Consider the following 24,383-nt stretch of genomic DNA (forward strand, 5'->3'; position numbering starts at 1 on the left):
CGGACGACGGCGGCTGACGATCCTGCGACAGATAGCCAAGATCACTCCGGCTGCAAATTCCGGTCCGCGACCACCTTCTTGTAGACCTCGTACTCGGCCTTGATCTGCTCAGCGAATTCGGCCGGCGAATTGCCGATGACGTCGGAGCCGGTCTCTTCGATGCGCTTGCGGACGTCGGGGTCCTCCAGCGTCTTCTTGACCACGTCATGCACTTTCTTGACGATGTCCTCGGGCAATCCCTTCGGTCCGACGATGCCGTAGAAGGCCACGCGGTTGACGACGGGCAAGCCGACCTCGGCAAAGGTCGGCACGTTCGGGAATGCCGCGATCCGTTTCGGCGCCGAGACCACGATCGGGATCAGCATGCCGCTGCCGAAGAACGGCTGCGACGACGGGAAATTGTCCGACATCATCGAGACCTGGCCGGCCACCGCATCGTTGAGGGCGGGCCCGGCGCCGCGATAAGGCACGTGGCGGATCTTGGTGCCGGTCATGTCCAGGAACAGCTCGGTCTGCAGGTGCATGATCGAGCCGACGCCGGGGGTCGCATAGGTATACTTGCCCGGGTTCGCCTTGATCTCCGCCAGGAAGCCGGCGTAGTCCTTGGCCGGAAACGAGGGATGGACCGAGATCACGTTCGGTGTCGCCGCGACGTTGATGATCGGCGTGAAATCGGTGAGCGGATTGTAAGGCGTCTTGGGCTGGATCGCCGGCGCGGTGGCAACGGTCGAGACGGTGGCAATGCCAAGGGAATAGCCATCGGGCGCAGACCTCGCCGTATCGGTGGCGCCAATGATGCCGCCGCCGCCCCCCTTGTTTTCGACCACGACGCTCTGTCCCAGCAGTTGCGGCATCTTGAGCGACAGGATGCGCGCGATGATATCCGTGGTGCCGCCGGCCGCAAACGGCACGACAATCTTGACGACTCGTTCCGGATAGCCGGCCGCATGCGCCGGCCATGTCAATGCGCCAGCAGCTGCGGCAAATCCGCCCAGCACGGCGCGACGGTCGATCAAGGCTTTTTGGGTCATTTGCAACAGTCCTAATCCTGTGTTCAAGGCGACGTTTGCGGGATTGATACATTGATCACCTGCACGATCAAAGCGTTTCGGCGACATAGCATGCGAGCGGAACAAGCGGCGCGTCCACGAACTGCGCCCGGGCCATGCGGATCCGGCGCTATTCGCCCAGGCAGCAGCTTGTCGAGCCTTTCCCCACGTTGTATCGATAGTTGAAACGATATTCTGTTAAATGAATGCCGCGGCCTGGGCAACGGGCTGCCTCCAACGCCAAGGACAACCGAAATGCCGCGTGTCACGGGATCGAGCGGAGATGGCGTTCAAGCAGTCGTGCTGGCGATGCAGATCCTGGAAATTCTGGCGCAGGAAGGAAAGCCGATGGGCGTCTCGGCGATGGCCGTGGCGCTCGGCACCACCAAAAGCCGGATCTGGCGCTATCTTCAGACGCTGGTGCAGCACGGCTACATCGTGCAGGTCCAGGAGAGCGAGCGCTATCAACTCGGCAGCCGGCTGATCCGGCTGGGGCAAGCGGTTGGCGACGGGATCGACGTCGTCACCGCCGGTGCCCGCGCGATGCGGGACTTGAGGGACAGCCTCGGACATTCCACGGTGATCACCCGGGCGGAGCCGGACGGTGTGCGCGTGCTGACCACCGTTCCCGGCAAATCCACTCTGGAAATAGGCGTTAAAGCGGGATCTCTGCTCGACTTCCACTGCTCGGCGCAGGGCAAGATCGCACTCGCATTCGGCAACGAGGCGCTGCGGGCGGCGGTGATGACCATGCGCCTGGAGCGCCGCACCCACGCGACCATCGTCAACCCCGGCGCGCTGCGCAAGGAGGTCGAGCGCGTGCGCCGCAACGGCTGGGCGATTGCGCCCAACGAAATCGTCATCGGCCTCAATGCGCTGGCGGCCCCGATTTTCGACGCCTCCGGCCTGCTCGTGGGAATCCTGGCGATTGTCGATTCCGTGCAGTTCATCCCCGAGAAGCCCACGGCCGAACAGATCAACAAGACGGTCAGCGCTGCGCGTCAGGTGTCGACTGCGCTGGGCTACGTCATGGAGTGACCGCAAGCCTCGCGAAACAACCGCAGGAACGCCCCTCTTGACAAGCCTTGTCGCGGGCTTGATCATAATCAGAACATTGTTTCAACTACTGAAACAACGAAACTGAGGCAACACAGGGAGCGAGGCGACCCGGGCGACGCGCGAATGCGCAGTCCTGATGGCCGAAGCATTAGCCATGTACGACAGTTCTGATCCGCGCGCGTCGCTGATGCCGATCGCTCCGACACAAGCGCAGGGCACCTTCGCCGATGCCGACTGCGGCAAGTTCTACGACAGCGAACCGCAGTGCGACGACGCCAACGGCCAGACCTGGCTGATCCGCAGCCAGAATTGCGTGCTGGTCTATAGCGAGGCGCGCGACGGCGCCCGCTTCTCCCTGATATCACAGCCGGACGAATACGTGCTGCTGCTACCGAATGCGGGCGTGAGTGCCGAGATCACGATCGACGGCGGCGACAGCGTCACCGTTGCCGGGTATTCGATCGCCTTCATTCCCCCCGGCAACAGCGAGATCAGGATCAAAGGCACAGGCCCGGTGGTCCGCCTGTTCACCACCCGCGCCGAGGATCTCACTGCGGCGAGCGTCAATGCCGCCGCCTATGAGGTCGCGCATGCGCATGTCGCTGTCTTCGCGCCTTGGCCGGCGCCCGTGACAGCGGCAAAGGTGCATGCTTATTCGCTTGACGTGCCCGATGAGCCCGGACGGTTCGGACGGATCTGGCGCGGTTCGACCATGATGGTGAACGTGCTGCCGGTGCAGCAGGGACCACGCGACGTCACCAAGCTGTCGCCGCATCACCATGACGATTTCGAGCAGATCTCGCTGGCTCTGCAGGGCGCCTTCACTCATCACCTGCGCTGGCCGTGGACCACCAACCTCAACACCTGGCGCGCCGACCGGCACGAATACTGTGCCTCGCCCTCGGCAATGGTGATCCCGCCGCCGGCGATCCACACCTCGCGCGGCATGGACGACGGCGTGAACCTGCTGGTCGATATCTTCTGTCCGCCGCGGCTGGATTTCTCCCAGAAGCCCGGCTGGGTGCTGAACGCCGCCGATTATCCGATGCCGACCGACGCGGCCGGTCCGCGCGCCTGACCAGCCGACCGCCCTCCTCCATTGAGAGCTTCGAGAAGGACACCATCATGGACGCCGCAAACCTGGATATCGCCAGCACAAATCGTATCGATGCCCTGCTGAAAGGCGCGATCGACCCGCATGTCCACAGCGGGCCATCGATCGCCCCGCGCGGCATCGATCACCTGGAGCTCGCGCGCGAGCTGTCGCAGGCGGGGTTTGCCGCCGTGGTGACCAAGGACCACGACTATGCCGGGGTCGCGACCGCGGCGCTGATTTCGCGGCATCACCCGGAGCTGACCACCAAGATCTTTTCCGGCGTGGTGCTGAACAATGTGGTGGGCGGCATGAACCCCTATGCCGTCGAGCACACAGCCGCGATGGGCGGCCGCATTGTGTGGATGCCGACGCTCTCAGCCGAGAACCACCTGAGCTGGGAAAAGACCTCCGCCTGGACGCATCCGGCGTCGACCCAGAAGATGCGACCCGCGACGGCGGTGCCGGTGCTCGATGCCAACAAGCGCATTCGCGACGACGTCAAGGAGGTGCTGGATGCGGTGGCGAAAAGCGACATGGCGCTGGCCAGCGGTCACCTGCATGTCAGCGAGACCTGGCTGGTGTTCGAGGAAGCCAGGCGGCGCGGCGTCAAGCGGCTGATCTTCACCCATCCCGAAGACATCGTCGCTGCCAGCCTGAACGACGTGAAGGGCATCGCGGCGATGGGCGCCTATGCGGAGCACTCGCTGTGCATGTTCCTGGAGGGATCGAAGTTCAAGACGCGCACAAGTGACGACCTGCGCCAACAGATCGAGGCGGCCGGCGTCGGACGCACCATCCTGTGCTCGGATCTCGGCCAGGTCGGCGTGTTCAGCCCGCTGGAAGGTTTTCGTCGCGGTGTCCAACTGTGCCTGGAGCTCGGCTACTCCGATCAGGACATCCGCCAGATGGTGTCGATCAATACGGCGCAGGTGCTCGGCCTCGAAGAGCTGGTCGCCGCCGCGGCCTGACACGCGATTGCACGCAAACGATCTGCTCGCCTCCTGAGGCAGCAGCGCAATCCAGACAATCGCGCCGGGCATGGACCTCGCCTCCCGGCGCGAGGCAACGACAGACACCGAGGGCCAACACACAGGGAGGAGACGTTATGTTCACCTGGTTCACCAGCCTCGAGCGGACCGAACGCAAGACGCTTTACGCCTGCTTCGGCGGCTGGGCTGTCGATGCGCTGGATACCCAGCTCTACAGTTTCCTGGTCCCGACCCTGATTGCCGCCTGGAGCATGAGCAATGCGCAGGCCGGTCTTCTCGGGACATCGGCGCTGATCTCCTCCGCGGTCGGCGGCTGGGCGGCGGGCATCCTGTCCGACCGGATCGGCCGCGTGCGGGTGATGACACTCGCGATCGCCTGGTTCGCCGTGTTCACGGTGCTGAGCGGCTTCGCCAACTCCTTCGAGGAACTGCTCGTCGCCCGTATCCTGTCCGGCATCGGCTTCGGCGGAGAATGGGCCGCGGGTTCGGTGCTGATGGGCGAAGTCATCCGCGCGCAGTATCGCGGCAAGGCGGTCGGCACCGTGCAAAGCGCCTATGCCGTCGGCTACGCCTTCGCGGCCCTGCTGTCATCGCTGCTGTTCGCCACCCTGCCGGACACCCAGGCCTGGCGCTGGATGTTCTGGCTGGGCGCGCTGCCCGCCGTCTTCATCCTGCTGGCGCTGCGCGGCATCCCGGAGCCCAAGGTGTTCCTGGTCGCGCGGGCGGCCCGCGCCAAGGCCGGCCAGACCCATGTCAGCCCGCTGACGATTTTTCATCCACGCTATCTGCGCACCACGGTGCTGACCTCGCTGCTTGCGCTTGGCGTGCAGGCCGGCGGATTCTCCATGGGGATCTGGCTGCCGACATTCCTGAAGACGGTGCGCGAGATCTCGACCGTGGCGGTCGGCTACCACATGTTCGTTCTGACCATCGGCTCCTTCGTCGGCTATATCGTTGCCGCCTATCTCAGCGACGCCATCGGCCGGCGCGGCAATTTCCTGCTGTTTGCGCTGCTGAACTGGATCTTCATTCCGGCCTATCTCTATGTGCCCGGCGGCATGGCCATACTGTTCGGTCTCGATTTCGTGCTGGGCTTTGCCATCCTCGGCATCTACGCCGCACTCGGACCTTATTTCACCGAACTGTTTCCGAACGCCATCCGCGGCAGCGGCCAGGGCTTTTCGTATAATTTCGGGCGGGCGGCGGGAGCTTTCTTCCCGACCGTGGTCGGCCTGATCAGCGGCAGCGGCCACCTGCCGCTGCGCGACGCCATGGCCCTGATCGCGGTCAGCGCCTACTTTTTCGTGCTGTTCGCGATTGCGCTCTTGCCGGAGACCAACGGGCGCGACCTGAGCGAAACCGATGAGGCCAGCGATCCAACGAATGCCTCAGAGACCGCCGGGGGCACGCTGCGGCTGGCAACGGGGAGCGGATCACATGCGGGCGGATGACGCACCACACAATCAATACACGCCGAGAGCTTCATCTCCGAACAGCGCGAGATCGAGCTGAAGCACCTGCCACGTGCGCGAGTCCTTGATGCGGTCGGCGTCTTTCGCCCAGGCTTCGCTGATAATCGATTTCTGCTGCGGCGAGATGTCCTTGTAAAGCGCCGCATGACCGCGCGCCCGCTCGAACAGGTGCCCGCGAAAGGCGCCTGGAAGCAGGTATTTTCCACCGGCGATGCTGCCCTGCTTCAGGCTGATCCGGCTGGTCCGCCACTCGCCGGGCCAGCGCAGCAGGAAAAAGCCGAGGATGATGAACGGCCCGAACTTCACATAGGTGTTGCCGATATCCGGGCCTAACGCGATGTCCAGCTCGATGGCGATCTGCAGGTAGTGATTGATATTGCGGGGAACATCATCCCCGGCTTCACTCCAGGGGGTGAACACCAGGAGGTGCTGGACGAATTCGCCGGGATGCTCGATCTCGCCGAGCAGGAACCTGCGCCATGTCTCCAACGCCAGCGGCGCCCTGCTCTTGTGGGGCTCCGGCCATGTCGCGAAGCCGTAATGCTCCGCCGTCATCAGCAGCGCCCGCCAGCTCAACGAGGTGCAGAACTTCAGCAGCCATCGCCCGTAGGTGATGCGATGCACGCCCTTTGCGATGGTCGGGTGGAAAATATCCGTGGCAAATTCGCGCTCAAAATCACTCAACCGCTGCTCGCAATCGGTGCAGAGCCAATAACGCTTGATGCCGTCCTGCCGCCGTTTGTTCGGCGCATCGTTCAAACGCAGAAATGGCGTGGGGCCGTCCTTCTTGATCCAGCGGTGCACGAAGCTCGGGATGATATGACTGGCATGCAGGTCGGTCTCGGTGTGACACAGACGGCACCTTCCCGGCTCCATGGTGTTCCCCCCCAAAGGCTCCGCCGGGCGCAATCCGCATTCGCGCCTGGGTCCCGATTACGCCGCATCCTCTCCCGATTTGCGGCTCATTGCGACCCAACTGTTGACCGAGATTGCGATGTCTACGGGGGTGGGACAACGACAACAGGGGACCAGGTGGACCGAGCAGCAACATTGATATCCGCAACTCTGGCGAGTGTGCTCGCCGGTGTGGCTTTGGCTGCGGTTCCACACACCGCCAGCGCGGCACCTGACGCGTGCCTGTCCGGCCCGCAAGGCGCAGCGCCGAAAGGCCAGCGCTGGTATTACCACCTCGATCGCGCCACCCAGCAGAAATGCTGGTATCTCCGCGCGCCCGGCGACAGCACGGCCCAAAGCGCGGCGTCACAGCCCGTGGCTTTGCAACCCCCTGCGCCTGCGGCCGCGCGCGCACCGGCGCGCCAGCCGGACGGCATTAAAGTTCAAGACGCCCATGCCGAATGGCCAGCACCGCCGGCGGCAAGCGCGCCGGACGCCACGGGTTCCGTCCCGCAAACGGCCCTCTGGTCACCAGCCAATCCGGTGGGTGCGCCGCAGGACACGCATGCCCAACAAGCGACGGTGACCCCGCCAGCAAATGACGCCTCCGCCGCGCCAACATCAGCCACCTCCCCTCCAACCCCTGCTCCTCAGGCTTCGCAGCCGGCGCAGGGGGATGCGACGCCGGCAGCGCGGGCCGCAACAAAGTCATCCGAGCCGATCCATACCCTGCTTCTGGTCATCGCCGGTGCGCTCGCGCTGGCGGGTGTGGTCGCCAGCATCGTTTTTCGACTGTCCGCGCGGCAACGCGCAGCACGGCAGGACACCCGTGCACGCCGGTCCGTCAACTGGGAGCCAGTTGTGACCAGTGAGCCGCCACGGCGCGTGACACCGTCGCGGATCGCGGCCCCTGCGCCGATCGCGGCGGAGCCGAGGCACAACCGAGACACGCGCGATCAAGACTTGCTCGATCAAGATCTGGACAACCAAGATCTGGACAACGACGCCGACATCGGCCAGATCACCGACCTGCTGGAGCAATTCATCAAGCAGGGCCCAAAGCTGGAGCTGAGTGTGGACTTGGACCTGGAGCGCGCGACGCCTTCGGCCGATACAGTGCACCCAGAACTGCAACGGCTGGCCCGATCCAGCGCGCGCGCTTGATCGGCACCGGCCAATCCCGGCGAGGCTGCTGATCGCCGCAAGAGCGTGCGACGGCAAGCGCCCCCCATCCATCCGCGTCAGCGTGTGCAGCACACATCTTGCGTTGCGCTTCGATTGACTGACGATCCGCCCCAGCGTTCAATCGAGTCCCATGAACGCTGGACAAGAAACGGGTGGAAACAATGGTGCGATTTCGGATCGATGCCGGGATGTGCGGCGCAGTTGTGATGGCGGCACTGGCGGCGATCTCGCCCACCCCCGCAGCGGCGCTGGACATGGCCGGCGATCCGGCTGCGACCTGCGCCGGTCTTACGGGGCCAGCGCAAGGCGCGGTACGGATCGATTCCGCGAGCCTGCAGGCCCCCTCGCCACTTGCGGTGGCCGAGCGCGGCCCGACGCCGGCTGCACTGATCTCGCCCGCCAATCCAGCGTTCTGCAAGGTGCTGGGGCAGATCGCGCCGACCGATCCCAAAGCGCCGCCGATCAAATTCCAGGTCAACCTGCCGGTGCAGTGGAACGGCCGCTCGCTGCAATATGGCGGCGGCGGCTTCAACGGCATGCTGATCACCGGCCTCGGCCTGCCGCCGGCCTATCCCTTCGACAAGCCGGCGCCGCTGGCGCGCGGCTTTGTCACCTATGGCACGGACTCCGGCCACGAGACCAAGCCCGGAGAATTGCCGCAGGTGTTTGCGCTCAACGATGAAGCCTTCGAGAATTTCGCGCACCTCTCCTACAAGAAGGTTCGCGACGCCGCCGTCGCCCTGATGACGCGCGCCTACGGCAAGCCGCCGGAAAAACTGTACTTCATGGGATCGTCGGAAGGCGGTCGCGAGGCGCTGACCATGGCGCAGCGTTATCCCGACGACTTCGACGGCATCTTTGCGCGGGTGCCCGTGATCAACTGGGTCGGGCTGCAGCATGCCGGGACACGGTCCGGACTTGTGACCATGGATGATAACTGGATCCGACCGGCGCAGGTGAAGCTGGTCGCCGATGCGGTGCTGAAAGCCTGCGACACGGCTGACGGCGCGGATGATCAACTGATTGCCGATCCCGTCGGCTGCAAGGCGAAGTTCTCACCGGAGACGTTACGTTGCGCGGAGGGCCAACAGGGCGACCAGTGCCTCACCGCGGCGCAGATCAAGGCGATCAACACACTGCATTCCCCCTTCAAATTCCCCTTCACCCTTGCCAACGGCCTCGACGACTATCCCGGCTGGGGCGTGTCGGGCGAAAACAATCCGTCGTTCGGTCCCACGGGCGGATGGATGTCCTGGTGGCTGGGACGCAGCCCGCCGGCACAACCGCCGGCGCAGACCAACGGAATTGCATGGATCTACGGTGCCGGCGGCATCCAGTATGTGTTCGCGCGCGATCCCAAGCTCGATGTCAGGACCTACAAGCTGGAAGATCACAAAACGCGACTGCTCGAAGTGTCGCGCCTGATGGATTCGACCAATCCGGATCTGTCGCGGTTTCGCGCCCGCGGCGGCAGGCTGATCATGCTCGAACACATGGCCGACTATGCGCAGAGCCCCTATGCCGGCATTCGCTATTTTGAAAACGTACAACGCGCGCTGGGCAAAACGGAAACGGCGGAGTTCGCACGACTCTACACCGCGCCCGGTGTCGATCACGTCGGCGCCGGTGCACCGGCCAATGTCGACATGCTGAGCGCGCTGGTGGACTGGGTGGAAAAGGGTCTGGTTCCCGGCGATCTCGACGTTGTCGAACAGAAGACCGAGGCGCCTTCTTTCAGTACGGTTCGCGCCCTGCCGCTGTGTCAGTGGCCGGCGTGGCCGCATTACAAGTCCGGGCCAGTCAATGCTGCGTCGAGCTTTTACTGTACGCCTTGAAAATGATGGTGACTGGTAGCCCGGGTGAGCGCAGCGATACCCGCGGGTTTTTCGCTCTTCAGCCCCGGATATCACTGTGCTCATCCGGGCTACTCGCTCGCACCCGCCGTTGACAGCAACCGAGACTCGCGCCTCGTGTGACATGATGTTTTCGGATTCATGACGCCAGCGTAACAGCGGCACTTTTTCGCGCGGCACATGACGCGCCGACAACACAACTCAAGCGTCACAATACCGCTGTTCGTCATACGCCTGAGATATATTTGGCTAAACGTGCGGTGATGGGAATCAAAGAGCACCTTGAAGAGCGCCGGCCATGCGCATCCTGATCGCAACCGACGCCTGGCATCCGCAAGTCAACGGCGTGGTCCGCACGCTGACATCGCTGGCCGCCAGCGCATCGGCGCTCGGTGCCAAGGTTCAGTTCCTGGTCCCCGAGGGTTTTCCGTCCGTGGGCGTGCCGACCTATCCGGGACTGCGGATTGCGCTGCCGAACAAACGGGAAATCGCGCGCAGGATTGAAGCCGCGGCCCCCGACGCCATTCACATCGCAACCGAAGGCCCGATCGGATGGGCCGTGCGCGCCTACTGCCGCCGCAGGAAGCTGAAGTTCACGACCTCCTATACGACGCGTTTTCCCGAATATATCGCCGTTCGTTCCATCATCCCGCTTTCCTGGGGCTACGAAGTGCTCCGGCGCTTTCATGCCGCCGGCGCGATGACCATGGTGGCGACCAAGTCGTTGCGGAAAGAGTTGGCGTCGCGCGGCTTCGGCCGGCTCGGCACCTGGGGCCGCGGGGTCGATACCGACCTCTTCACCCCGGATCACGTGGCTGCGCTCGATTTGCCGCGGCCGATTTTCATGAATGTCGGCCGTGTCGCGGTTGAAAAGAATCTCGAGGCGTTTCTCTCGCTGCAGCTGCCGGGCACCAAGGTCGTGATCGGGGACGGGCCGCAGCGGGCCGAACTCACGCGCCGATATCCGACGGTGAAGTTCCTGGGCGAGAAGACCGGTCGCGACCTCGCCGCACATGTGGCCGCCGCCGACGTGTTTGTATTCCCGAGCCTGACCGATACCTTTGGCGTGGTTCAGCTCGAGGCGCTGGCCTGCGGCACCCCGGTTGCGGCGTTTCCCGTCACCGGCCCGATCGACGTGATCGCAGACCAGCCCGTCGGCGCCATCGACGCGGATTTGCAACAAGCCTGCATGCGCGCGCTCGGCATGTCGCGCGAGACTTGCCGGAGTTTTGCGCTGGAGCATTCCTGGGAAAGCAGCGCCAGGCAGTTCATCGGCAATCTGAGCGACTTGCGCGCCAGTTCGCCGGTGCGTTCCGCCTACCGCATCGCGGGGAAAACCGCGACAGGCAGTTAATCGAACGGGCGACATTTTCGCCGAGATGTACACGTCCAGCACGGACACCTTGAGCAAGGACACCATGTCAGAGATCGCAAAGACGAACGCGCCGAAGCAGCTGGTATTCGATACCGACATGGTCGAGCGCGCCTACGACCGTTGGGCTCCCTTCTATGACCTGGTGTTCGGCTCGGTGTTCGCCAAAGGGCGACGCGCCGCCATTCGCGCCGCGGACAAGATCGGCGGCCGCGTGCTCGAGGTCGGTGTCGGCACCGGCATCTCGCTGCCTTTGTACGGCTCGAACTGCCGCCTCTTCGGCGTCGACATTTCCGCCGCCATGCTGCGCAAGGCGCAAGACAAAGTCGCCGAGCTCCGCCTGAAGAATGTCGAAGGCCTCGCCGTCATGGACGCGGAGAAGCTGAATTTTCCGGAACGCTCGTTCGACGTGGTGGTGGCGCAGTATGTCGTGACGGCGGTCTCCGATCCCGAGGCGACGCTGGACGAGTTTGCCCGGGTGCTCAAGCCCGGCGGCGAGATCATCCTGCTGAGCCGGGTCAGCGCCGACAGCGGACTGCGGCAATTGATCGAGCACCTGCTGGCGCCGATCGCGCGCCCACTCGGCTGGCGCACCGAGTTTGCCTGGTCGCGCTACGCGGAATGGGTGAAGCGGCCACTCAATATGGAATTGGTCGAACGTTCGCCCGTTCCGCCGTTCGGCCACTTCTCGCTGATCCGCTTCCGCAAGATCAAAACAGCAAACTAGAATTTCTATAATCAACGGCGCGTTGCGTGCGACATTGTGTACGACACTATGATGTCGTCACACACCAGACATCGAACCCATGTAGCTAAACCACGCCGGGTTTAAGGAGGATTTATGAAGCGCTTCCTGACAGAATTGCAGAAGCAGCGGTGGGACGATCACCGTTACTATCACCACAGCCGCATCAATCAGGCTCTGCACTTTGTCAGCGCCGCCAGCTTTCTGATTGGTTATGCCCTGATCTTCGTCGATCCGGTTGCGGCCGCGCTGGTGGGCTGGCTGGTCTCGATGACCACGCGGCAGGCCGGTCATCTGTTCTTCGAGCCGAAGGGCTACGACCACGTCAACCAGGCGACCCACGAGCACAAGGAAGAGATCAAGGTCGGATACAATCTGCAGCGCAAGATCGTGTTGCTGGTGATCTGGGCCCTCTCCCCGCTGGTGCTGTTCGCCGATCCGACGCTGTTCGGCCTGTTCACCCCCTGGACAACGCCAGCGGATTTCATGCGGCAGGTTGCCAAGATCTGGCTCGCCATCGGCATCGGCGGTCTCTTGTTCCGGACCGTGCAGCTGTTCTTCGTCCGTGACGTCATGACCGGCCTGGTCTGGATGACCAAAATCCTGACCGACCCGTTCAGCGACCTCAAGCTGTACTACAAGGCGCCGCTGTTCCTGATGCGCGGTGAACTGATCGATCCGGGCCTGGAAAAGCACGCCTGAGATTGGCACCTGATCCGTCACGATCGGCTTGGGGCGAATCGTTGCGGCAACGACAGCATGTTCCTTCTCCCCGCCTGCGGGGAGAAGGTTGGGATGAGGGGCGCTTCCCATCCGCGGAGCTCAGGGCGACGCCCCCTCACCCGCCGCGCAAGCGGGGCGAGGTGAGCCGCGGGCGCGAAAACACCGCTTCAACCAAACTTCATCTCGCTATAGCACATGGAACAATGGCGACGCGCCGATCGATATCGGCCGTCGCCTCACTCTCATCTCCTCACGATCATTTCCTTGAGGATCTGCCGGCGGATGGTTTTGTTGGTCATCGCGGCCTCGTGCCACCACCATCCGTCCCGCTTCATCTTGCCGGCGGCGGCAACGAAGCGCTCAGCGACCTCAGCGAAATCCGCGTCGGTATAGTTCAGGCTGAAAATGAGGCGGCCGGTGCCGACCCAGCTGAGCGCAAGCCCCTCGGCCCGCAGATAGTATTGAAGCATCCAGTTGTAGCGGGACGGCTCGGTATAATGAACCATCCAGATCGACGACAAGTTCGCGACACGCACGGGCAGATCCTGTGCGGCCAGCCGCTCGTTCAACTGCCGCGCACGCGCATCCCAGGTCGCATCGAGACCATCGTAAACCGAACGGAACGCAGGATCCGCAAGCCGGGTCAGGAATTCATCCATCGCGACCATGACGTAGGGATGCGAGTTGAAAGTGCCGCGAGCGAAACACACGTCGACTGGACGGTCGTCCCGGAAGCGGCGCATCAGGTCCTTGCGTCCGCAGATCGCGCCGACCGGCAAACCACCCGCCAGCGTCTTGCCATATGTCACCATGTCGGCGCGCACGCCGAAATATTCCTGGGCCCCACCGGGAGCCAGCCTGAAGCCGACAAAGACCTCGTCAAAGATGAGAACAATGCCGCGCTCCGTGCAGACCTCGCGAAGCGACTTGAGCCACACTGTGTAGGCCGCACGATCGAAGGCCCCCTTGCGCGAACTATCGACCAGCGCGGAATCCGCGGGCGCGTTGCCATTGGGATGCAGCGCCTGCAGCGGATTGACCAGGACACAGGCGATGTCGCGCCGCGTTCGCAGCACCTGCAGCGTGCGTTCGGACATGTCGGCCAGGGTGTAGGTCTCGTGCGGCGCGATCGGATTGCCCACGCCCGGCTGCACGTCGCCCCACCAGCCATGATAGGCGCCAGCGAAACGGACCAGGTGCGATCGTCGGGTGTGATAACGCGCCAGCCGCACGGCCTGCATCACGGCCTCGGTGCCGGACATGTGGAACGAGATTTCGTCGAGCCCGGAGATGGCGCGCAGCCGCGCGACGTTTTCCGCGACGACGGGATGGTAGGAGCCGAGCACCGGACCGAGCGCGGCGGCGCGCACCTGCGCTTTGGCGATGCAGTCCTTGTAGAAGTCGTTGCCGAACACGTTGACGCCGTACGAGCCGGTCAGGTCGTAGAAGGTATTGCCATCGACGTCGGTCACCGTGACGCCGCTCGACGCCTGCATGAAGACACCGGCGCCGAGATTCTCGCGGACCAAGCGGCTGTACTGAAACGGCACCCGGTAGGATGCGGTGAACTGCAGGTCCGAAATCCCCTCGGACGCCTGGGAGGTCATCTGCCGGTTGCGGGCGAACCGTTCGCGATAGAGCTGCGACAGGCGGAAAAAGCCGTCCCGGCGCCGGCCGGCCACTTCGGGCGGCGCCCCGTCGGACTTAAAGAAATCGTCGATGCCGAACTCGTAGAACGGGATCAGGCGCGCGACGCGGCGCGACATTTTCGAGTGTCCGGTCAGCGAACGATGCTTGGCCCGGGAGAGCATCAACCGTGCTCTCAGCTTCAAGGAGGCGGGTATCGCGAGCGCAATCGCGCTCGCCGACCCCAGCAGAATCAAAATGTGCGAATCCATGGCCCACAGCGCTACCCAGCGCCGCTAACAGAATCATGACAATGCGCAGCCTTATCTCCAGCCTGACCCAGCAGGAAGACATCAACTTCCTGCTCACCAACCGCATCCCCCGGGCGGCCCTGACCAATTTCATGGGCTGGTTCAGCAAGATCGAACAGCCCTGGGTCCGCGACCTCTCGATCGCCTGCTGGCGGCTGTTTTCGGACCTCGACCTCAGCGAGGCGAAAAAGACCGAATTCAGCAGCCTGCACGACTGTTTCACCCGGGAGCTTCGCCCCGGCCTGCGGCCGTTCGATCCCGATCCGTCTGTGCTGGCGAGCCCCTCCGACGGCATTGTTGGCGCCTTCGGCGCCATCGCCGACACCGAACTGTTCCAGATCAAGGGCGCGCCCTACTCGCTGCTGGATCTCGTCGGCGACCCCGCGTTGGTGGAGGCCCATCGCAACGGCCGCTTCATCACCTTGCGGCTGACCTCGAGCATGTATCACCGCTTCCACGCCCCGCACGACGGCCACATCGACCAGGTCACCTCGATCAGCGGGGACACCTGGAACGTCAATCCGATCGCGCTGAAGCGTGTCGAGCGGCTGTTCTGCAAGAACGAGCGCGCGGTCATTCGCATGCGCTCCGGTGCCGACGAAGCCCTGACCCTGGTGCCGGTGGCCGCCATCCTGGTCGCCAGCATCCGGTTGCATTTCCTCGATCTGGTGATCAACACGCGACGGCAGAAGCCGGCCGTCTACCCCTGCGACACGACCGTCAGCAAAGGCGAGGAGCTGGGCTGGTTCGAGCACGGATCGACCATCATTATCCTGACCTCGGGTCGTTTTGCATTCGGCGACGATATCCGGGAGGGGTTGCGGGTGCGTGCTGGTCAGGCGCTGATGCGGCGGTTGGACTGAGGCGGCAGTAGCATTGGCATAGACGCTAAGAATTGAAGCCTCTCGCCCCTCTCAGTGTCATCGTCCGGTCAAGCCGGACGATGACACAGAAAATGTTGAGATGCCTCGGCTCACAGACAAAGAATCTTGGCACCTATGCGAAGCATCAGGGCGAACATCAGCCTCAATACTGGCCGGACGTGATCGCCCGCGCCGTCTGCTGCAACATTTCAAAGGCCTTGAAGCGTCGCGTGTGCCCGTCGCTCGACGAGACGCTGGGCCGATGAATTTCTCCGATCTCCGACATTGCCGACATGGCCGCCGCAAGGCCGGCATGGCGGCCCGATGCGACTGCGCCCAGCATGGCGGATCCCAGCAGCACCGGCTCCGGTGAGGTCGAGGTCGCCACCACCAGCCCCGTTGTGTCGGCCAGCAATTGACGCACCAGCGGACTCGCACCCGCCCCGCCACTGACCACGATGGTGTCGATCGGCACGCCTTTTTCGCGCAGCGAGCGGACGATCTGGCGCGCGCCGTACCCCAGACCGCAGACGCCGGCGAGGTACAGCGCAACAAGATTGTCGAGGCCATCGTCCATTCCGAGGCCGGCGATCAGGCCGCGGGCATCGGGATCGGCGAAGGGCGCGCGATTGCCGAGAAATTCCGGCACCACGTGCAGATTGCCGATCAGCGCCATCGCGGCCGCAGCCCCACCGCGCCGCTCGGCCTCCCGCGACAGCCAGGTGCTGAGCCCAACACCATCGGCCTGCGCACGTTTCGACGCGGCCTCGGTCGCAGGATGCATGCGAACGAGATGATCGATCGCGGCGCCCGCCGCCGATTGGCCGCCTTCGTTCAACCACAGGCCGGGCACCATGGCCGAGAAATACGGACCCCACACACCCGGCACGAAGGTGGCCTCAGGGGTCGACGACATGGTACAGGCCGAGGTGCCGAAGACATAGGCCATCCGTGTCAGCAGGTGTCCCGCCTCACCGCGTGCGCCAACAGTGCCGACTCCGCCGGCATGGGCATCAATCAAACCCGCGGCGACGGGCGTTCCCGCTGTCAATCCGAGTTCCGTTGCGGCCTCAGGTGTCAGGCCACGGCCGAGCGGCGTGCCGCCCTCCACCACCTCGGTCCCGATCCGGCTGAAGGCTTCATCGGCCAGAGCGCCGAGACCGACCGTCCTGAAATAGCCCTCGTCCCAGCGCTTCTCGTGCGCGAGATACGTCCACTTGCAGGTCACCGTGCACACCGAGCGCGCGAGGCTGTCCGTCGCTTTCCAGGTCAGGAAATCCGCAAGGTCCATGAACTGCCAGGCGCCCGCGAACGTCCGAGGCATGTGCTGGGACAGCCACAGCAGTTTGGGCGTCTCCATCTCCGGTGAGATGGCGCCGCCGACATACTGAAGGACGGACTGGCCCGTCGCGTTGATCCGGCGCGCCTGCTCCACCGCGCGATGATCCATCCAGACAATGATATTGCGCTCGTCGTCGCCGGACGAACTGACCGGCAGCGACGCGCCGCCCTTGCCCAGCACCACCAGCGAACATGTCGCATCGAAGCCGATGCCCGCTATCATCTCCGGCGTAACGCCCGCCAAGCGCACGGCCTCCCGTACGCTGGCGCACACCGCGCGCCAGATGTCGTTGCTCGACTGCTCGACGATCCCGCCGCTGTCGTGCCAGAGCGTGATGTCCGTCTTGGCGGAGCCGCGCAGCGAACCACGCTCATCAAAGACGCCGGCCCGCGCGCTGCCGGTGCCGACATCGATGCCGAGAAAACACTGTGTCATGGCTTAATGATCCGGGCGCATTTACCGCAGAGACGCATAACGTAGAGCGGCAAGCGCCGTCTTACAAATCATTGCTCTGCGGCAGGATGACGAGGTCGCGGATGGTGATGTTCCGGGGACGTGTCAGCATGAACAGCACAGCCTCGGCCACCTCGACGGGCTGCATCAGCCCGCCGGCCGCAAGTTCCTCATCGAGCTTCGCCTTGGGCCAGTCCTTGATCAAAGCGGTGACCACAGGGCCCGGCGCCACGGCCCCGACCCGCACCCCATGCCTGGCAACTTGACGCCGGACGGTGTGAACGAAGGCCTGAACCGCATGCTTGGAGGCGGTGTAGATCGGCTCCCAGACCACCGGCACGAGGCCTGCGATCGAACTGGTGACGATGATGTCACCGGTTTTGCGTTCCACCATGTGCGGCAGCACGGCATGCACGGAACGGAACATGGCGTTGATGTTGAGGTTCAGCATGCGGTCCCAGGCATCGGGATCGCCATCCAGGATTTCGCCGCCGATGTAGGATCCGGCATTGGCATGGAAGATGTCGAGCTGGCCGGTGCGCTCCAAAATTCCCCGCATCATCCGGCCGACGCTGGCGGGATCGGTCAGATCGATCACCAGCGGGATCGCGTTGGAACCGAGTTTGGCGCAGGCAAAGTTCAACGCGGCCTCATCGCGATCGATCAGCACGACACGCACACCCTGCTCCAGCAGGATCCTGCTGCATTCAAGACCAATGCCCGAGGCCGCGCCCGTGATCGCAGCGACTTTTCCGGATAACGTCAGAGCCATAACATTCCCATTTCACGTTCATGTTGCTTTGGATGGTTTTCGGGCCGCTCTTTATCAAGCCCTGCCGTGAGAGACACGCGAGCGGCGCGCCAGCGAGTCCACGATGACGGCAACCGCAAGCACGGCGCCGGTGATCATGTAGCGGAGCGAGGACGACAGATCGAGCAGGGTCAGGCCGCTGGCGATCGACTGGATGACGATGATCCCGAGCAACGCCGAATAGGCATTGCCGCGACCGCCAAACAGACTGGTGCCGCCGATCACGGCGGCGGCGATGGCATTGAGATTGACGTCGCCGGTGCCGGCCTGCTGACTGGCCGACGCCAGCCGCGCCGCCGAGAGGATGCCGCCGGCCGCGGCCAATGTCGAACACAGCACGAAGGCCGACATGTAGGTTCGACGCACATCGATGCCGGCGCGGCGCGCCGCCTCGCGATTGCCGCCGACGGCATTCATCGCCCGTCCCCATTTGGTCCGCACCAGCGCATAGTTCATGGCGATGACAAGGCCGACGAACAGCCCGAACATCCAGGGCACGCCGCGATCCTGGTTGAGATAGAACACGACGAGTTCGAGCACGACGATCATCGTGATCGCACGCGCCAGCAGGCTGCCTGATGATCGCGCGGACAGACCCGCGTGTTTTCGCCGGGCCGCGGTGCGCACGCCGGTCACGAAGGTCACGATGCCGGCCAGTGCGGCAAGGCCGTAGGCGACCACGTGGGGCATCACCGAGGTCTGACCGAAATCCACCACCGGCGAGCCATAGGGCAGATTGATCGATCCGGTCGACCCCAGCAAATAAAGCTGCAAGCCGAGCACCGCGAGCAGGCCCGCGAGCGTCGAGACAAAGCTCGGCATCCCGAAACGATTGAACAGCAGCGCATAGAGCAGACCGACGGCTGCACCGAGCAGCAGCGCCGCCGGGATCGCAAGCCAGGCCGGCCATCCCCAATTGACCCAGAGCACGCCGACCACCGCGGAGGCAAAGCCGCTGACCGAGCCGACGGAGAGATCGATCTCGCCAACCATCAGGATGCAGACGATGCCGAGCGCGATCACGCCCACGGTCGAGCAGTCGAACAGCAGATTGACCAGGTTGTTGCTGGACAGGAAAATTGGATTGAGGCTCTGGAACGCGGTCCAGATAATGGCGAGACCGACCACCACCGGCAGCGATCCGAGATCGCCGGAGCGGACACAATCGAGAAAGCCGCGCACGGCTCCGGTCAGACCCACGTCATGCCGGACACGTTCGTCGGCGCGATCCAGCTGCACAGGCGTGGTGATGGGATCCCTCTCGCGACTCACGGCCGTTGCTCCCCGACCTGATCATGTGAACCTTGCCGCCGCTGGGCGCGGCGCGACACGGCATTGTTGGAGGCGCCGGTGATGGCGCTGACCAGTTCCTGGTTGGAGGCGTCGGGATGGAAGATGCCGTTGTTGCGCCCGAGCCGCAGCACCACGACCCGATCGGCCACCGCGCGGACGTCTTCCATGTTGTGGCTGATCATCACCACAGCGAGACCGCGATCGCGCACACGCTCGATCAGGTCCAGCACCTCGGCGGTCTGCGCCACGCCGAGCGCGGCCGTCGGCTCGTCGAGCAGAATCAGCTTCGGCTCCAGCAGCAGCGAGCGCGCGATCGCCACGGTCTGGCGCTGGCCGCCGGAGAGCGACGCCACCGGCTCGCGGACGCTGGGGATGCGCGCCGACAGCTCGTTGAGCAGCGTCCAGGCCTTGAGCTCCATCGCCACTTCATCCAGCCGCAGCGGATTGAGCTCGCGCCCGAGGAAGATGTTGGCGACCACGTCGAGGTTTTCGCACAGCGCGAGATCCTGGAACACGGTGGCTATGCCGAGCTTGAGCGACGCGGACGGGTCGTCGAGGGTGACAGGCTGGCCGCAGAATGAGATCGCACCCGAACTCGGCTGATGCACGCCCGCGAGGATCTTCACCAAAGTCGACTTGCCGGCGCCGTTGTCGCCGACCAGGGCGACGACCTCGCCGGCATGAACATCCAGATCGATGTCGGTCAAAGCCGAGACTGCGCCGAAATTCTTCGAGACGCCGCGCAGGCTGAGGACCAGTTCGGACTCTGCGGCGGATCGGAATGTGGAGTCGGCAGTCATGGAGCGTTCCTGATCTTTGAGACATCCAACCCGTCATCCTGAGGTGTGAGCCCTGCGGTGCACTTGCACCGCAGGGTGAGCCTCGAAGGATGGACGGCCTCGGAGTTGCCGCTGGGGCCGTCGCCCTTCGAGGGCCGCGCTTCGCACGGCCACCTCAGGGTGACGGATCACATTTGACCGATGTTATATCGTCGCGCACTCATCCGACTACTTGATGATACCGAGCTTCTTGCAGCCTTCGGCATAACGGCCGCCGCAGAGTGCTGCAGCCGTCTGGATCGGCTTGCCGTTGATCTTCTTGTCGATGATCTCCGCCTTGAGATTGTCCGCCGTGATCAGCGTCGGCGTGAACAGCTGCGAGGGCGTATTGAACAGCGTGGTCTCGGCCTTGGGCGCCTTCCCCGCCAGCAGCTGGACGGCGACATTCGCCGCCGCCGCGGCCACGATCTCGCTGGGCTTGTTGATGGTGTTGTACTGGTCGCCCGCAATGGTCAACTGCAGGCCTGCGATGGTCGCATCGTTGCCGGTGACCGGCGGGACCGGATTGACACCCGCCGCCTTGAGGGCTGCGACGGCCGCGCCGCCGGTGCCGTCATTGGCGGCCACAACGCCGACGATCTTCTTGCCGAACCGGGTGATTTGGCCGCTGGCCCATTGCTGCGCCTTTGGTGGCGCCCAGTCCGGGGTGTCGTATTCGGCCAGCGTCTTGTAGCCGCCCTCGGCAAGCCCCTCATGGATGCCATCCCGGATCAGGCCGGCGGCGGCATCGGTGGGCGAACCGTTGATCTCCAGCACGCCGACATCAGCGGTCGGAATGTTCTTCGCCTTGAGATGATCGACCAGCGACTTGGCAATGGCCTTGCCGATCGCCTTGTTGTCGAAGGACACGTAGAAATCGGCCGGCGTGGACGGGATCGGACGGTCGTAGGCGATGACCTTCACGCCCTGCCCCTGGGCCTGCTTGACCAGCGATGCCGCGGCCGTGGAGTCGACGGGATCGATGACAATGACCTTGGCGCCCTGCGAGATCACGGAATTGAACTGCTGCTGCTGGCGCGACGCATTGGCGTCGGCGTTCTGGTAGAGCACCTTGCAGGTCGGGCACAGCTTGCTCATCTCGGCCACAAAGCCCGGGTGATCGTGCTCTTCATAACGCGTCGAGGCCTGGTCCGGCATCAGAAAAGCGACCGTGGCTCCAGCCCCTTGGGCGAAGACCGAGGTCCCACTCAGTAACGACAGTGCCAGCGCCGCCAAACCAATCGAATTCAACGAGGGTCGTGTCATTTGGTTTCTCCCTTGAGCAATTATCAAAGGACAGCTCGCTTTTGGCTGCCTTGAATGCGGAACAAAAGTCTTCCTTCGCCGATCTGCCGAAGCAGATCCACGCCGTTATGCTTGTTCGATGATGTCTGTCCTCTCTAACGCCTCTGCGTTCCCAGCGGCGTCTGTCTAGGCCGCTCTGGCTCCGTCAATGTTGTCGAGCAACAGCCGCCGAAACTGGGACGGTGTCATCCCTTTTTCGGCCAGGAATTGCCTGTTGAAGTTCGAGAGATTGTTGTAGCCGACTTCGAAACAGATGTTGGCGATGGAGGCCTGCTCGTCGCTCATCAGGATCTGGCAGGCCAGATTGATACGGAGACGCTTCACGTATTGCACCAGCGACATGCCGGTATGCTGGCGGAACGCGCGGGAAAACGCCGATGTCGACTGGCCGGCGATGCCGGCGAGATCGGCCTCGCCGAACGGCTCGGTCAAATGCTTGCGGATATAGGCCAGCGCCTTGTTGATGCCTGCGGACATGTAGCCGGAGGGATCGGGCAGATAGCTGGCGCTGGCCAGCATGTGCGATCCCTGCGCCCGGCTTAAATGACCCGCGATCAGCATGAACAGCTCGATGCGGCGCACGCCCCTCGCCTGCATCATCTCTTCCATCAGTGGCGACACCAGGCGGCTGGTTGCCTCGCTGAACAACACACCGCGGCGGGAGGATTCCAGCACACCCGCCAAAGCAGCGAGCTCCGGCAACGCCTTCATGGTGCCGCCGATGAAGTCTTCACTGAACTGGATGATGCGGCAGCGCAGCGGAATGCTGGAGCCCACTGGCACATCGCTGACCCAGTTGTGCGGCAGGTTGGGCCCGGTCAGCACCAGGTTGCCCGGTTCGAATTCGCCGATGAAGTCGCCGACAAAATAACGACCGGTGGTTGCCTCGACCCGGTGCAGCTCATATTCGGGATGGAAATGCCAGCGCACGGTACGGAAGGGATAGCCATGCGACCAGGCGGCAAACGACTCCCCCGGCCTTATCTGGACCACTTCAAGATCCGGCTCCATCTCGCCTCCTCCCGATCGGTCACGGGCACCCGCGACGACCTTGCTCCCCAAATGGCCGATTTTTCCCGGCTCTGACTTGGTCTCAAACCTAGGTGATCGACGCGAACGAGCGCCACCACATTTCCGGACCAACAATGATACTTTTTTGACGGGAACAAGGCCAGGGATCGGGGAAGACATCAGCCCCCGGCCCGATATCGGCCATTCCAAGCAAATGGGGCCACGCAACGCGCGGCCCCATTGATCGGCATTACGATGACCCTGGCCTCAGTGCTCGTAGCTGGCCGGATCCGGGCTATCCGACGGATGGGCCAGGGCCTTGCGCAGCACGTCCGCCATCGGCGTGTTGAAATTGACGCCGTTCGGCGGCACCGGCGAGGTGAACCATTTGCCGTACATCGCCTCGATGCGCGGGCTGCGATACAGCGTTGCGGTGGCCTGATCGACAAGCGTCTTGAACGGCGCATCGTCCTTGCGCAGCATGATGCCGAACGGCTCCGCCTTCGAGAAGGTCTCGTCGCCGATCATGTAATCGGCCGGTGCCTTGGAGCGCGCGATCGCCACCGACAGCTGGATATCGTCCATCACATAGGCGACGACGCGATCGGTCTCCAGCATCAGGAACGCTTCGAGCTGATCCTTGGCCGGCAGGATCGTGATGCCGAGATTTTTCTCGGTGTTGACGCGGCTGAGCTGCAGCAGATTGGTCGAGCCTGACACGGCCACCACCGGCTTGCCCTTGAGATCGGCGATGGTGGTGATGTGCTGCGTCTTCTTGGCGGCGAAACGGGTCGCCGACAGGAAATGGGTGTTGGTGTAGGCGACCAGGCGCTGGCGCTCCGCATTGTTGGTGGCCGAGCCGCAGACGAGATCGACGGTGCCGTTCGCCAGCAGCGGAATCCGTGTCGACGAGATCACCGGCACGAACTCGACATTGAGATCGGCCAGGCCGAGCTTCTGCTTCACCGCGTCCACGATTGTCAGACAGACGTCCAGCGAATAGCCGACCGGCTTCTGATCGCCATCGAGATAGCTGAACGGAATCGACGCCTCCTGGAATCCAAGCGCAATCCGGTTGGCCTCCTTGACCTTCTGCAGCGTGCCGGAGAGCTCTTCGGCCGCCGCCGGACTTCCAAGCAACGCGACCACAAGCAGGGACTTCAGAAAGCGCATCAGTTCACTCCTCCAGCGCGTCAGCCGCGCAGAGATGGAATGGAGCATCCGCATGACCTCGGTTCAATGACAAATCCGCTATAGCTGCTAGCAAGGATCGCGGTGGGCAATCGCACAGAGATTGAGCGCGCATGCCGCGACATTGGTCACCTCGCCATATCAGCGCCGTTCACATGAAGCGCAAACCCGCTCGCATCGGGAACGCTCAGCGCGGGGCGCAGCTGCATGCTCGGGATCAGGTAATCGCCGTCGTTCTGCCGGCGATACGGAATCGGCGGCGTGGTCGCGAGCGTCCGCATCCGTTCGCGCAACTGTTCAGCCACTGGCGCGAAGGCGGCCTCATCGAGCCGATCGACGCGGTAGGCCACGAATGGCGGCAGCACGTCGTAGCCCGGATAGAACAGGATGCCGTGATTGATCGGGAACAACAGGTCGTCGATCGGCCCATTGATGCCGCGTGCGGAATAGTGCTCCTCCCAGCCGCCGGCGGTGACCAGCAGCATCGCGCGTTTGCCCGAAAGCGTGCCCTCGCCGTAACGATCGCCCCAACGCGTGTCGCTGTGCTCGCCGACGCCATAGGCAAACCCGTAGGCGTAGACGCGATCAACCCAGCCCTTGAGGATCGCCGGCATGGTGAACCACCACAGCGGAAACTGAAGGATCAGGACATCGGCCCACAGCAGCTTGTCCTGCTCGGCCCGGACATCGTCGGTCAGCGCCTTGGCGGCGAAGGCTTCACCCGAGGCCGCGGCCGGCTTGAAGCGGGCGTCCGACGCCAGCACCGGGAAGTCGGCGCGGTCGACCTCGGATTTCCAGCCCTGGGCATAGAGGTCCGATACCTGCACCTCGTGGCCCTGAGCTCGGCAATGGCGACGTCACGGAGCGCGCCGTTCAGCGAGCGCGGTTCGGGATGGGCAAAAACAAGCAGGACTTTCATGGG

At 63.8% G+C, this 24,383-nt stretch carries 20 protein-coding genes and 1 pseudogene; 10 read left to right on the forward strand and 11 right to left on the reverse strand.

Annotation, left to right across the window (positions count from 1 at the left end; all coding sequences use genetic code 11):
• Positions 1-41: 41 nt before the first annotated feature.
• Entirely contained in the window at positions 42-1,031 is a 990-nt protein-coding gene (locus RS897_RS33165; protein ID WP_315832894.1) for a tripartite tricarboxylate transporter substrate binding protein BugE, read from the reverse strand.
• A gap of 273 nt (positions 1,032-1,304) precedes the next feature.
• On the opposite strand from RS897_RS33165, the gene RS897_RS33170 reads away from it, so the two are divergent.
• The 4 genes from RS897_RS33170 (at position 1,305) to RS897_RS33185 (ending at position 5,644) form a co-directional block, all read left to right on the forward strand.
• Positions 1,305-2,087, forward strand: a complete 783-nt coding sequence (locus RS897_RS33170) for an IclR family transcriptional regulator (RefSeq protein WP_315832895.1) — start codon at positions 1,305-1,307, stop codon at positions 2,085-2,087.
• Between the two features lie 157 nt (positions 2,088-2,244).
• A complete protein-coding gene (locus tag RS897_RS33175) occupies positions 2,245-3,186 on the forward strand; it encodes a cupin domain-containing protein (RefSeq protein ID WP_315832896.1) in 942 nt (313 codons plus the stop codon).
• 47 nt (positions 3,187-3,233) lie between these two features.
• Complete coding sequence (locus RS897_RS33180; RefSeq protein WP_315832897.1) at positions 3,234-4,172, forward strand: DUF6282 family protein; 939 nt, start codon at positions 3,234-3,236, stop codon at positions 4,170-4,172.
• 137 nt (positions 4,173-4,309) lie between these two features.
• The gene (locus RS897_RS33185; RefSeq protein WP_315832898.1) at positions 4,310-5,644 is read left to right on the forward strand and encodes an MFS transporter; all 1,335 of its coding nucleotides are present in this window, start codon (positions 4,310-4,312) and stop codon (positions 5,642-5,644) included.
• 12 nt (positions 5,645-5,656) lie between these two features.
• On the opposite strand, the gene RS897_RS33190 is transcribed toward RS897_RS33185, so the two are convergent.
• Positions 5,657-6,541, reverse strand: coding sequence for a hypothetical protein (locus RS897_RS33190; RefSeq protein ID WP_315832899.1), 885 nt, complete (start codon positions 6,539-6,541; stop codon positions 5,657-5,659).
• Between the two features lie 156 nt (positions 6,542-6,697).
• Between RS897_RS33190 and RS897_RS33195 the strand changes: the two genes are divergently transcribed.
• The 5 genes from RS897_RS33195 (at position 6,698) to RS897_RS33215 (ending at position 12,416) form a co-directional block, all read left to right on the forward strand.
• Positions 6,698-7,723, forward strand: coding sequence for a hypothetical protein (locus RS897_RS33195; RefSeq protein WP_315832900.1), 1,026 nt, complete (start codon positions 6,698-6,700; stop codon positions 7,721-7,723).
• A gap of 275 nt (positions 7,724-7,998) precedes the next feature.
• A complete protein-coding gene (locus RS897_RS33200; RefSeq protein WP_407654582.1) occupies positions 7,999-9,579 on the forward strand; it encodes a tannase/feruloyl esterase family alpha/beta hydrolase in 1,581 nt (526 codons plus the stop codon).
• Positions 9,580-9,895: 316 nt separating this feature from the next.
• Positions 9,896-10,951 (forward strand): glycosyltransferase family 4 protein, encoded by a 1,056-nt coding sequence (locus tag RS897_RS33205; protein WP_315832902.1) that lies wholly within the window; start codon positions 9,896-9,898, stop codon positions 10,949-10,951.
• A gap of 64 nt (positions 10,952-11,015) precedes the next feature.
• A complete protein-coding gene (locus RS897_RS33210) occupies positions 11,016-11,696 on the forward strand; it encodes a class I SAM-dependent methyltransferase (protein ID WP_315832903.1) in 681 nt (226 codons plus the stop codon).
• A gap of 114 nt (positions 11,697-11,810) precedes the next feature.
• Positions 11,811-12,416 (forward strand): hypothetical protein, encoded by a 606-nt coding sequence (locus RS897_RS33215; protein ID WP_315832904.1) that lies wholly within the window; start codon positions 11,811-11,813, stop codon positions 12,414-12,416.
• Positions 12,417-12,679: 263 nt separating this feature from the next.
• Here RS897_RS33215 and RS897_RS33220 read toward each other — a convergent pair whose 3' ends face one another.
• Positions 12,680-14,335 carry an aminotransferase class III-fold pyridoxal phosphate-dependent enzyme gene (locus RS897_RS33220; protein WP_315832905.1) on the reverse strand — a complete coding sequence of 552 codons (1,656 nt, stop codon included), beginning with the start codon at positions 14,333-14,335 and terminating at the stop codon, positions 12,680-12,682.
• Between the two features lie 35 nt (positions 14,336-14,370).
• Between RS897_RS33220 and asd the strand changes: the two genes are divergently transcribed.
• On the forward strand, positions 14,371-15,237 hold the full coding sequence (gene asd / locus RS897_RS33225) for an archaetidylserine decarboxylase (RefSeq protein WP_315832906.1): 867 nt from the start codon (positions 14,371-14,373) through the stop codon (positions 15,235-15,237).
• Positions 15,238-15,400: 163 nt separating this feature from the next.
• On the opposite strand, the gene RS897_RS33230 is transcribed toward asd, so the two are convergent.
• The 8 genes and pseudogenes from RS897_RS33230 to RS897_RS33265 all read right to left on the reverse strand — a co-directional run bounded on the left by RS897_RS33230 (position 15,401) and on the right by RS897_RS33265 (position 24,380).
• Entirely contained in the window at positions 15,401-17,014 is a 1,614-nt protein-coding gene (locus tag RS897_RS33230) for an FGGY-family carbohydrate kinase (protein WP_315832907.1), read from the reverse strand.
• A 61-nt stretch (positions 17,015-17,075) separates the two neighbouring features.
• Positions 17,076-17,804: an SDR family oxidoreductase gene (locus tag RS897_RS33235; RefSeq protein WP_315832908.1), complete on the reverse strand. Its 729-nt coding sequence runs from the start codon at positions 17,802-17,804 to the stop codon at positions 17,076-17,078.
• Positions 17,805-17,858: 54 nt separating this feature from the next.
• Positions 17,859-19,115 (reverse strand): sugar ABC transporter permease, encoded by a 1,257-nt coding sequence (locus tag RS897_RS33240; RefSeq protein ID WP_315832909.1) that lies wholly within the window; start codon positions 19,113-19,115, stop codon positions 17,859-17,861.
• On the reverse strand, positions 19,112-19,936 hold the full coding sequence (locus RS897_RS33245; protein ID WP_315832910.1) for an ATP-binding cassette domain-containing protein: 825 nt from the start codon (positions 19,934-19,936) through the stop codon (positions 19,112-19,114). The genes RS897_RS33240 and RS897_RS33245 overlap by 4 nt, the downstream gene beginning before the upstream one ends.
• Before the next feature lie 207 nt (positions 19,937-20,143).
• A complete protein-coding gene (locus tag RS897_RS33250) occupies positions 20,144-21,220 on the reverse strand; it encodes an ABC transporter substrate-binding protein (RefSeq protein ID WP_315832911.1) in 1,077 nt (358 codons plus the stop codon).
• Between the two features lie 165 nt (positions 21,221-21,385).
• Positions 21,386-22,270, reverse strand: a complete 885-nt coding sequence (locus tag RS897_RS33255; RefSeq protein ID WP_315832912.1) for a helix-turn-helix domain-containing protein — start codon at positions 22,268-22,270, stop codon at positions 21,386-21,388.
• A gap of 267 nt (positions 22,271-22,537) precedes the next feature.
• Positions 22,538-23,443, reverse strand: a complete 906-nt coding sequence (locus RS897_RS33260) for an amino acid ABC transporter substrate-binding protein (RefSeq protein WP_315832913.1) — start codon at positions 23,441-23,443, stop codon at positions 22,538-22,540.
• A gap of 146 nt (positions 23,444-23,589) precedes the next feature.
• Positions 23,590-24,380 (reverse strand): annotated as a pseudogene (locus tag RS897_RS33265) (NAD(P)H-dependent oxidoreductase).
• Positions 24,381-24,383 lie beyond the last annotated feature (3 nt).

Origin of the sequence: Bradyrhizobium prioriisuperbiae (assembly GCF_032397745.1) — a bacterium.
Classification (GTDB): domain Bacteria; phylum Pseudomonadota; class Alphaproteobacteria; order Rhizobiales; family Xanthobacteraceae; genus Bradyrhizobium_A; species Bradyrhizobium_A prioriisuperbiae.

Bases quoted from the DNA above. Each gene is read 5' to 3' on its own strand.
- RS897_RS33235 (WP_315832908.1), bottom strand. From the start codon at position 17,804: ATGGCTCTGACGTTATCCGGAAAAGTCGCTGCGATCACGGGCGCGGCC.
- RS897_RS33215 (WP_315832904.1), top strand. From the start codon at position 11,811: ATGAAGCGCTTCCTGACAGAATTGCAGAAGCAGCGGTGGGACGATCAC.
- RS897_RS33170 (WP_315832895.1), top strand. From the start codon at position 1,305: ATGCCGCGTGTCACGGGATCGAGCGGAGATGGCGTTCAAGCAGTCGTG.
- RS897_RS33175 (WP_315832896.1), top strand. From the start codon at position 2,245: ATGGCCGAAGCATTAGCCATGTACGACAGTTCTGATCCGCGCGCGTCG.
- RS897_RS33245 (WP_315832910.1), bottom strand. From the start codon at position 19,936: ATGACTGCCGACTCCACATTCCGATCCGCCGCAGAGTCCGAACTGGTC.
- RS897_RS33165 (WP_315832894.1), bottom strand. From the start codon at position 1,031: ATGACCCAAAAAGCCTTGATCGACCGTCGCGCCGTGCTGGGCGGATTT.
- RS897_RS33220 (WP_315832905.1), bottom strand. From the start codon at position 14,335: ATGGATTCGCACATTTTGATTCTGCTGGGGTCGGCGAGCGCGATTGCG.
- RS897_RS33210 (WP_315832903.1), top strand. From the start codon at position 11,016: ATGTCAGAGATCGCAAAGACGAACGCGCCGAAGCAGCTGGTATTCGAT.
- RS897_RS33200 (WP_407654582.1), top strand. From the start codon at position 7,999: ATGGCCGGCGATCCGGCTGCGACCTGCGCCGGTCTTACGGGGCCAGCG.
- asd (WP_315832906.1), top strand. From the start codon at position 14,371: ATGACAATGCGCAGCCTTATCTCCAGCCTGACCCAGCAGGAAGACATC.
- RS897_RS33180 (WP_315832897.1), top strand. From the start codon at position 3,234: ATGGACGCCGCAAACCTGGATATCGCCAGCACAAATCGTATCGATGCC.
- RS897_RS33255 (WP_315832912.1), bottom strand. From the start codon at position 22,270: ATGGAGCCGGATCTTGAAGTGGTCCAGATAAGGCCGGGGGAGTCGTTT.
- RS897_RS33250 (WP_315832911.1), bottom strand. From the start codon at position 21,220: ATGACACGACCCTCGTTGAATTCGATTGGTTTGGCGGCGCTGGCACTG.
- RS897_RS33205 (WP_315832902.1), top strand. From the start codon at position 9,896: ATGCGCATCCTGATCGCAACCGACGCCTGGCATCCGCAAGTCAACGGC.
- RS897_RS33190 (WP_315832899.1), bottom strand. From the start codon at position 6,541: ATGGAGCCGGGAAGGTGCCGTCTGTGTCACACCGAGACCGACCTGCAT.
- RS897_RS33260 (WP_315832913.1), bottom strand. From the start codon at position 23,443: ATGCGCTTTCTGAAGTCCCTGCTTGTGGTCGCGTTGCTTGGAAGTCCG.
- RS897_RS33185 (WP_315832898.1), top strand. From the start codon at position 4,310: ATGTTCACCTGGTTCACCAGCCTCGAGCGGACCGAACGCAAGACGCTT.
- RS897_RS33230 (WP_315832907.1), bottom strand. From the start codon at position 17,014: ATGACACAGTGTTTTCTCGGCATCGATGTCGGCACCGGCAGCGCGCGG.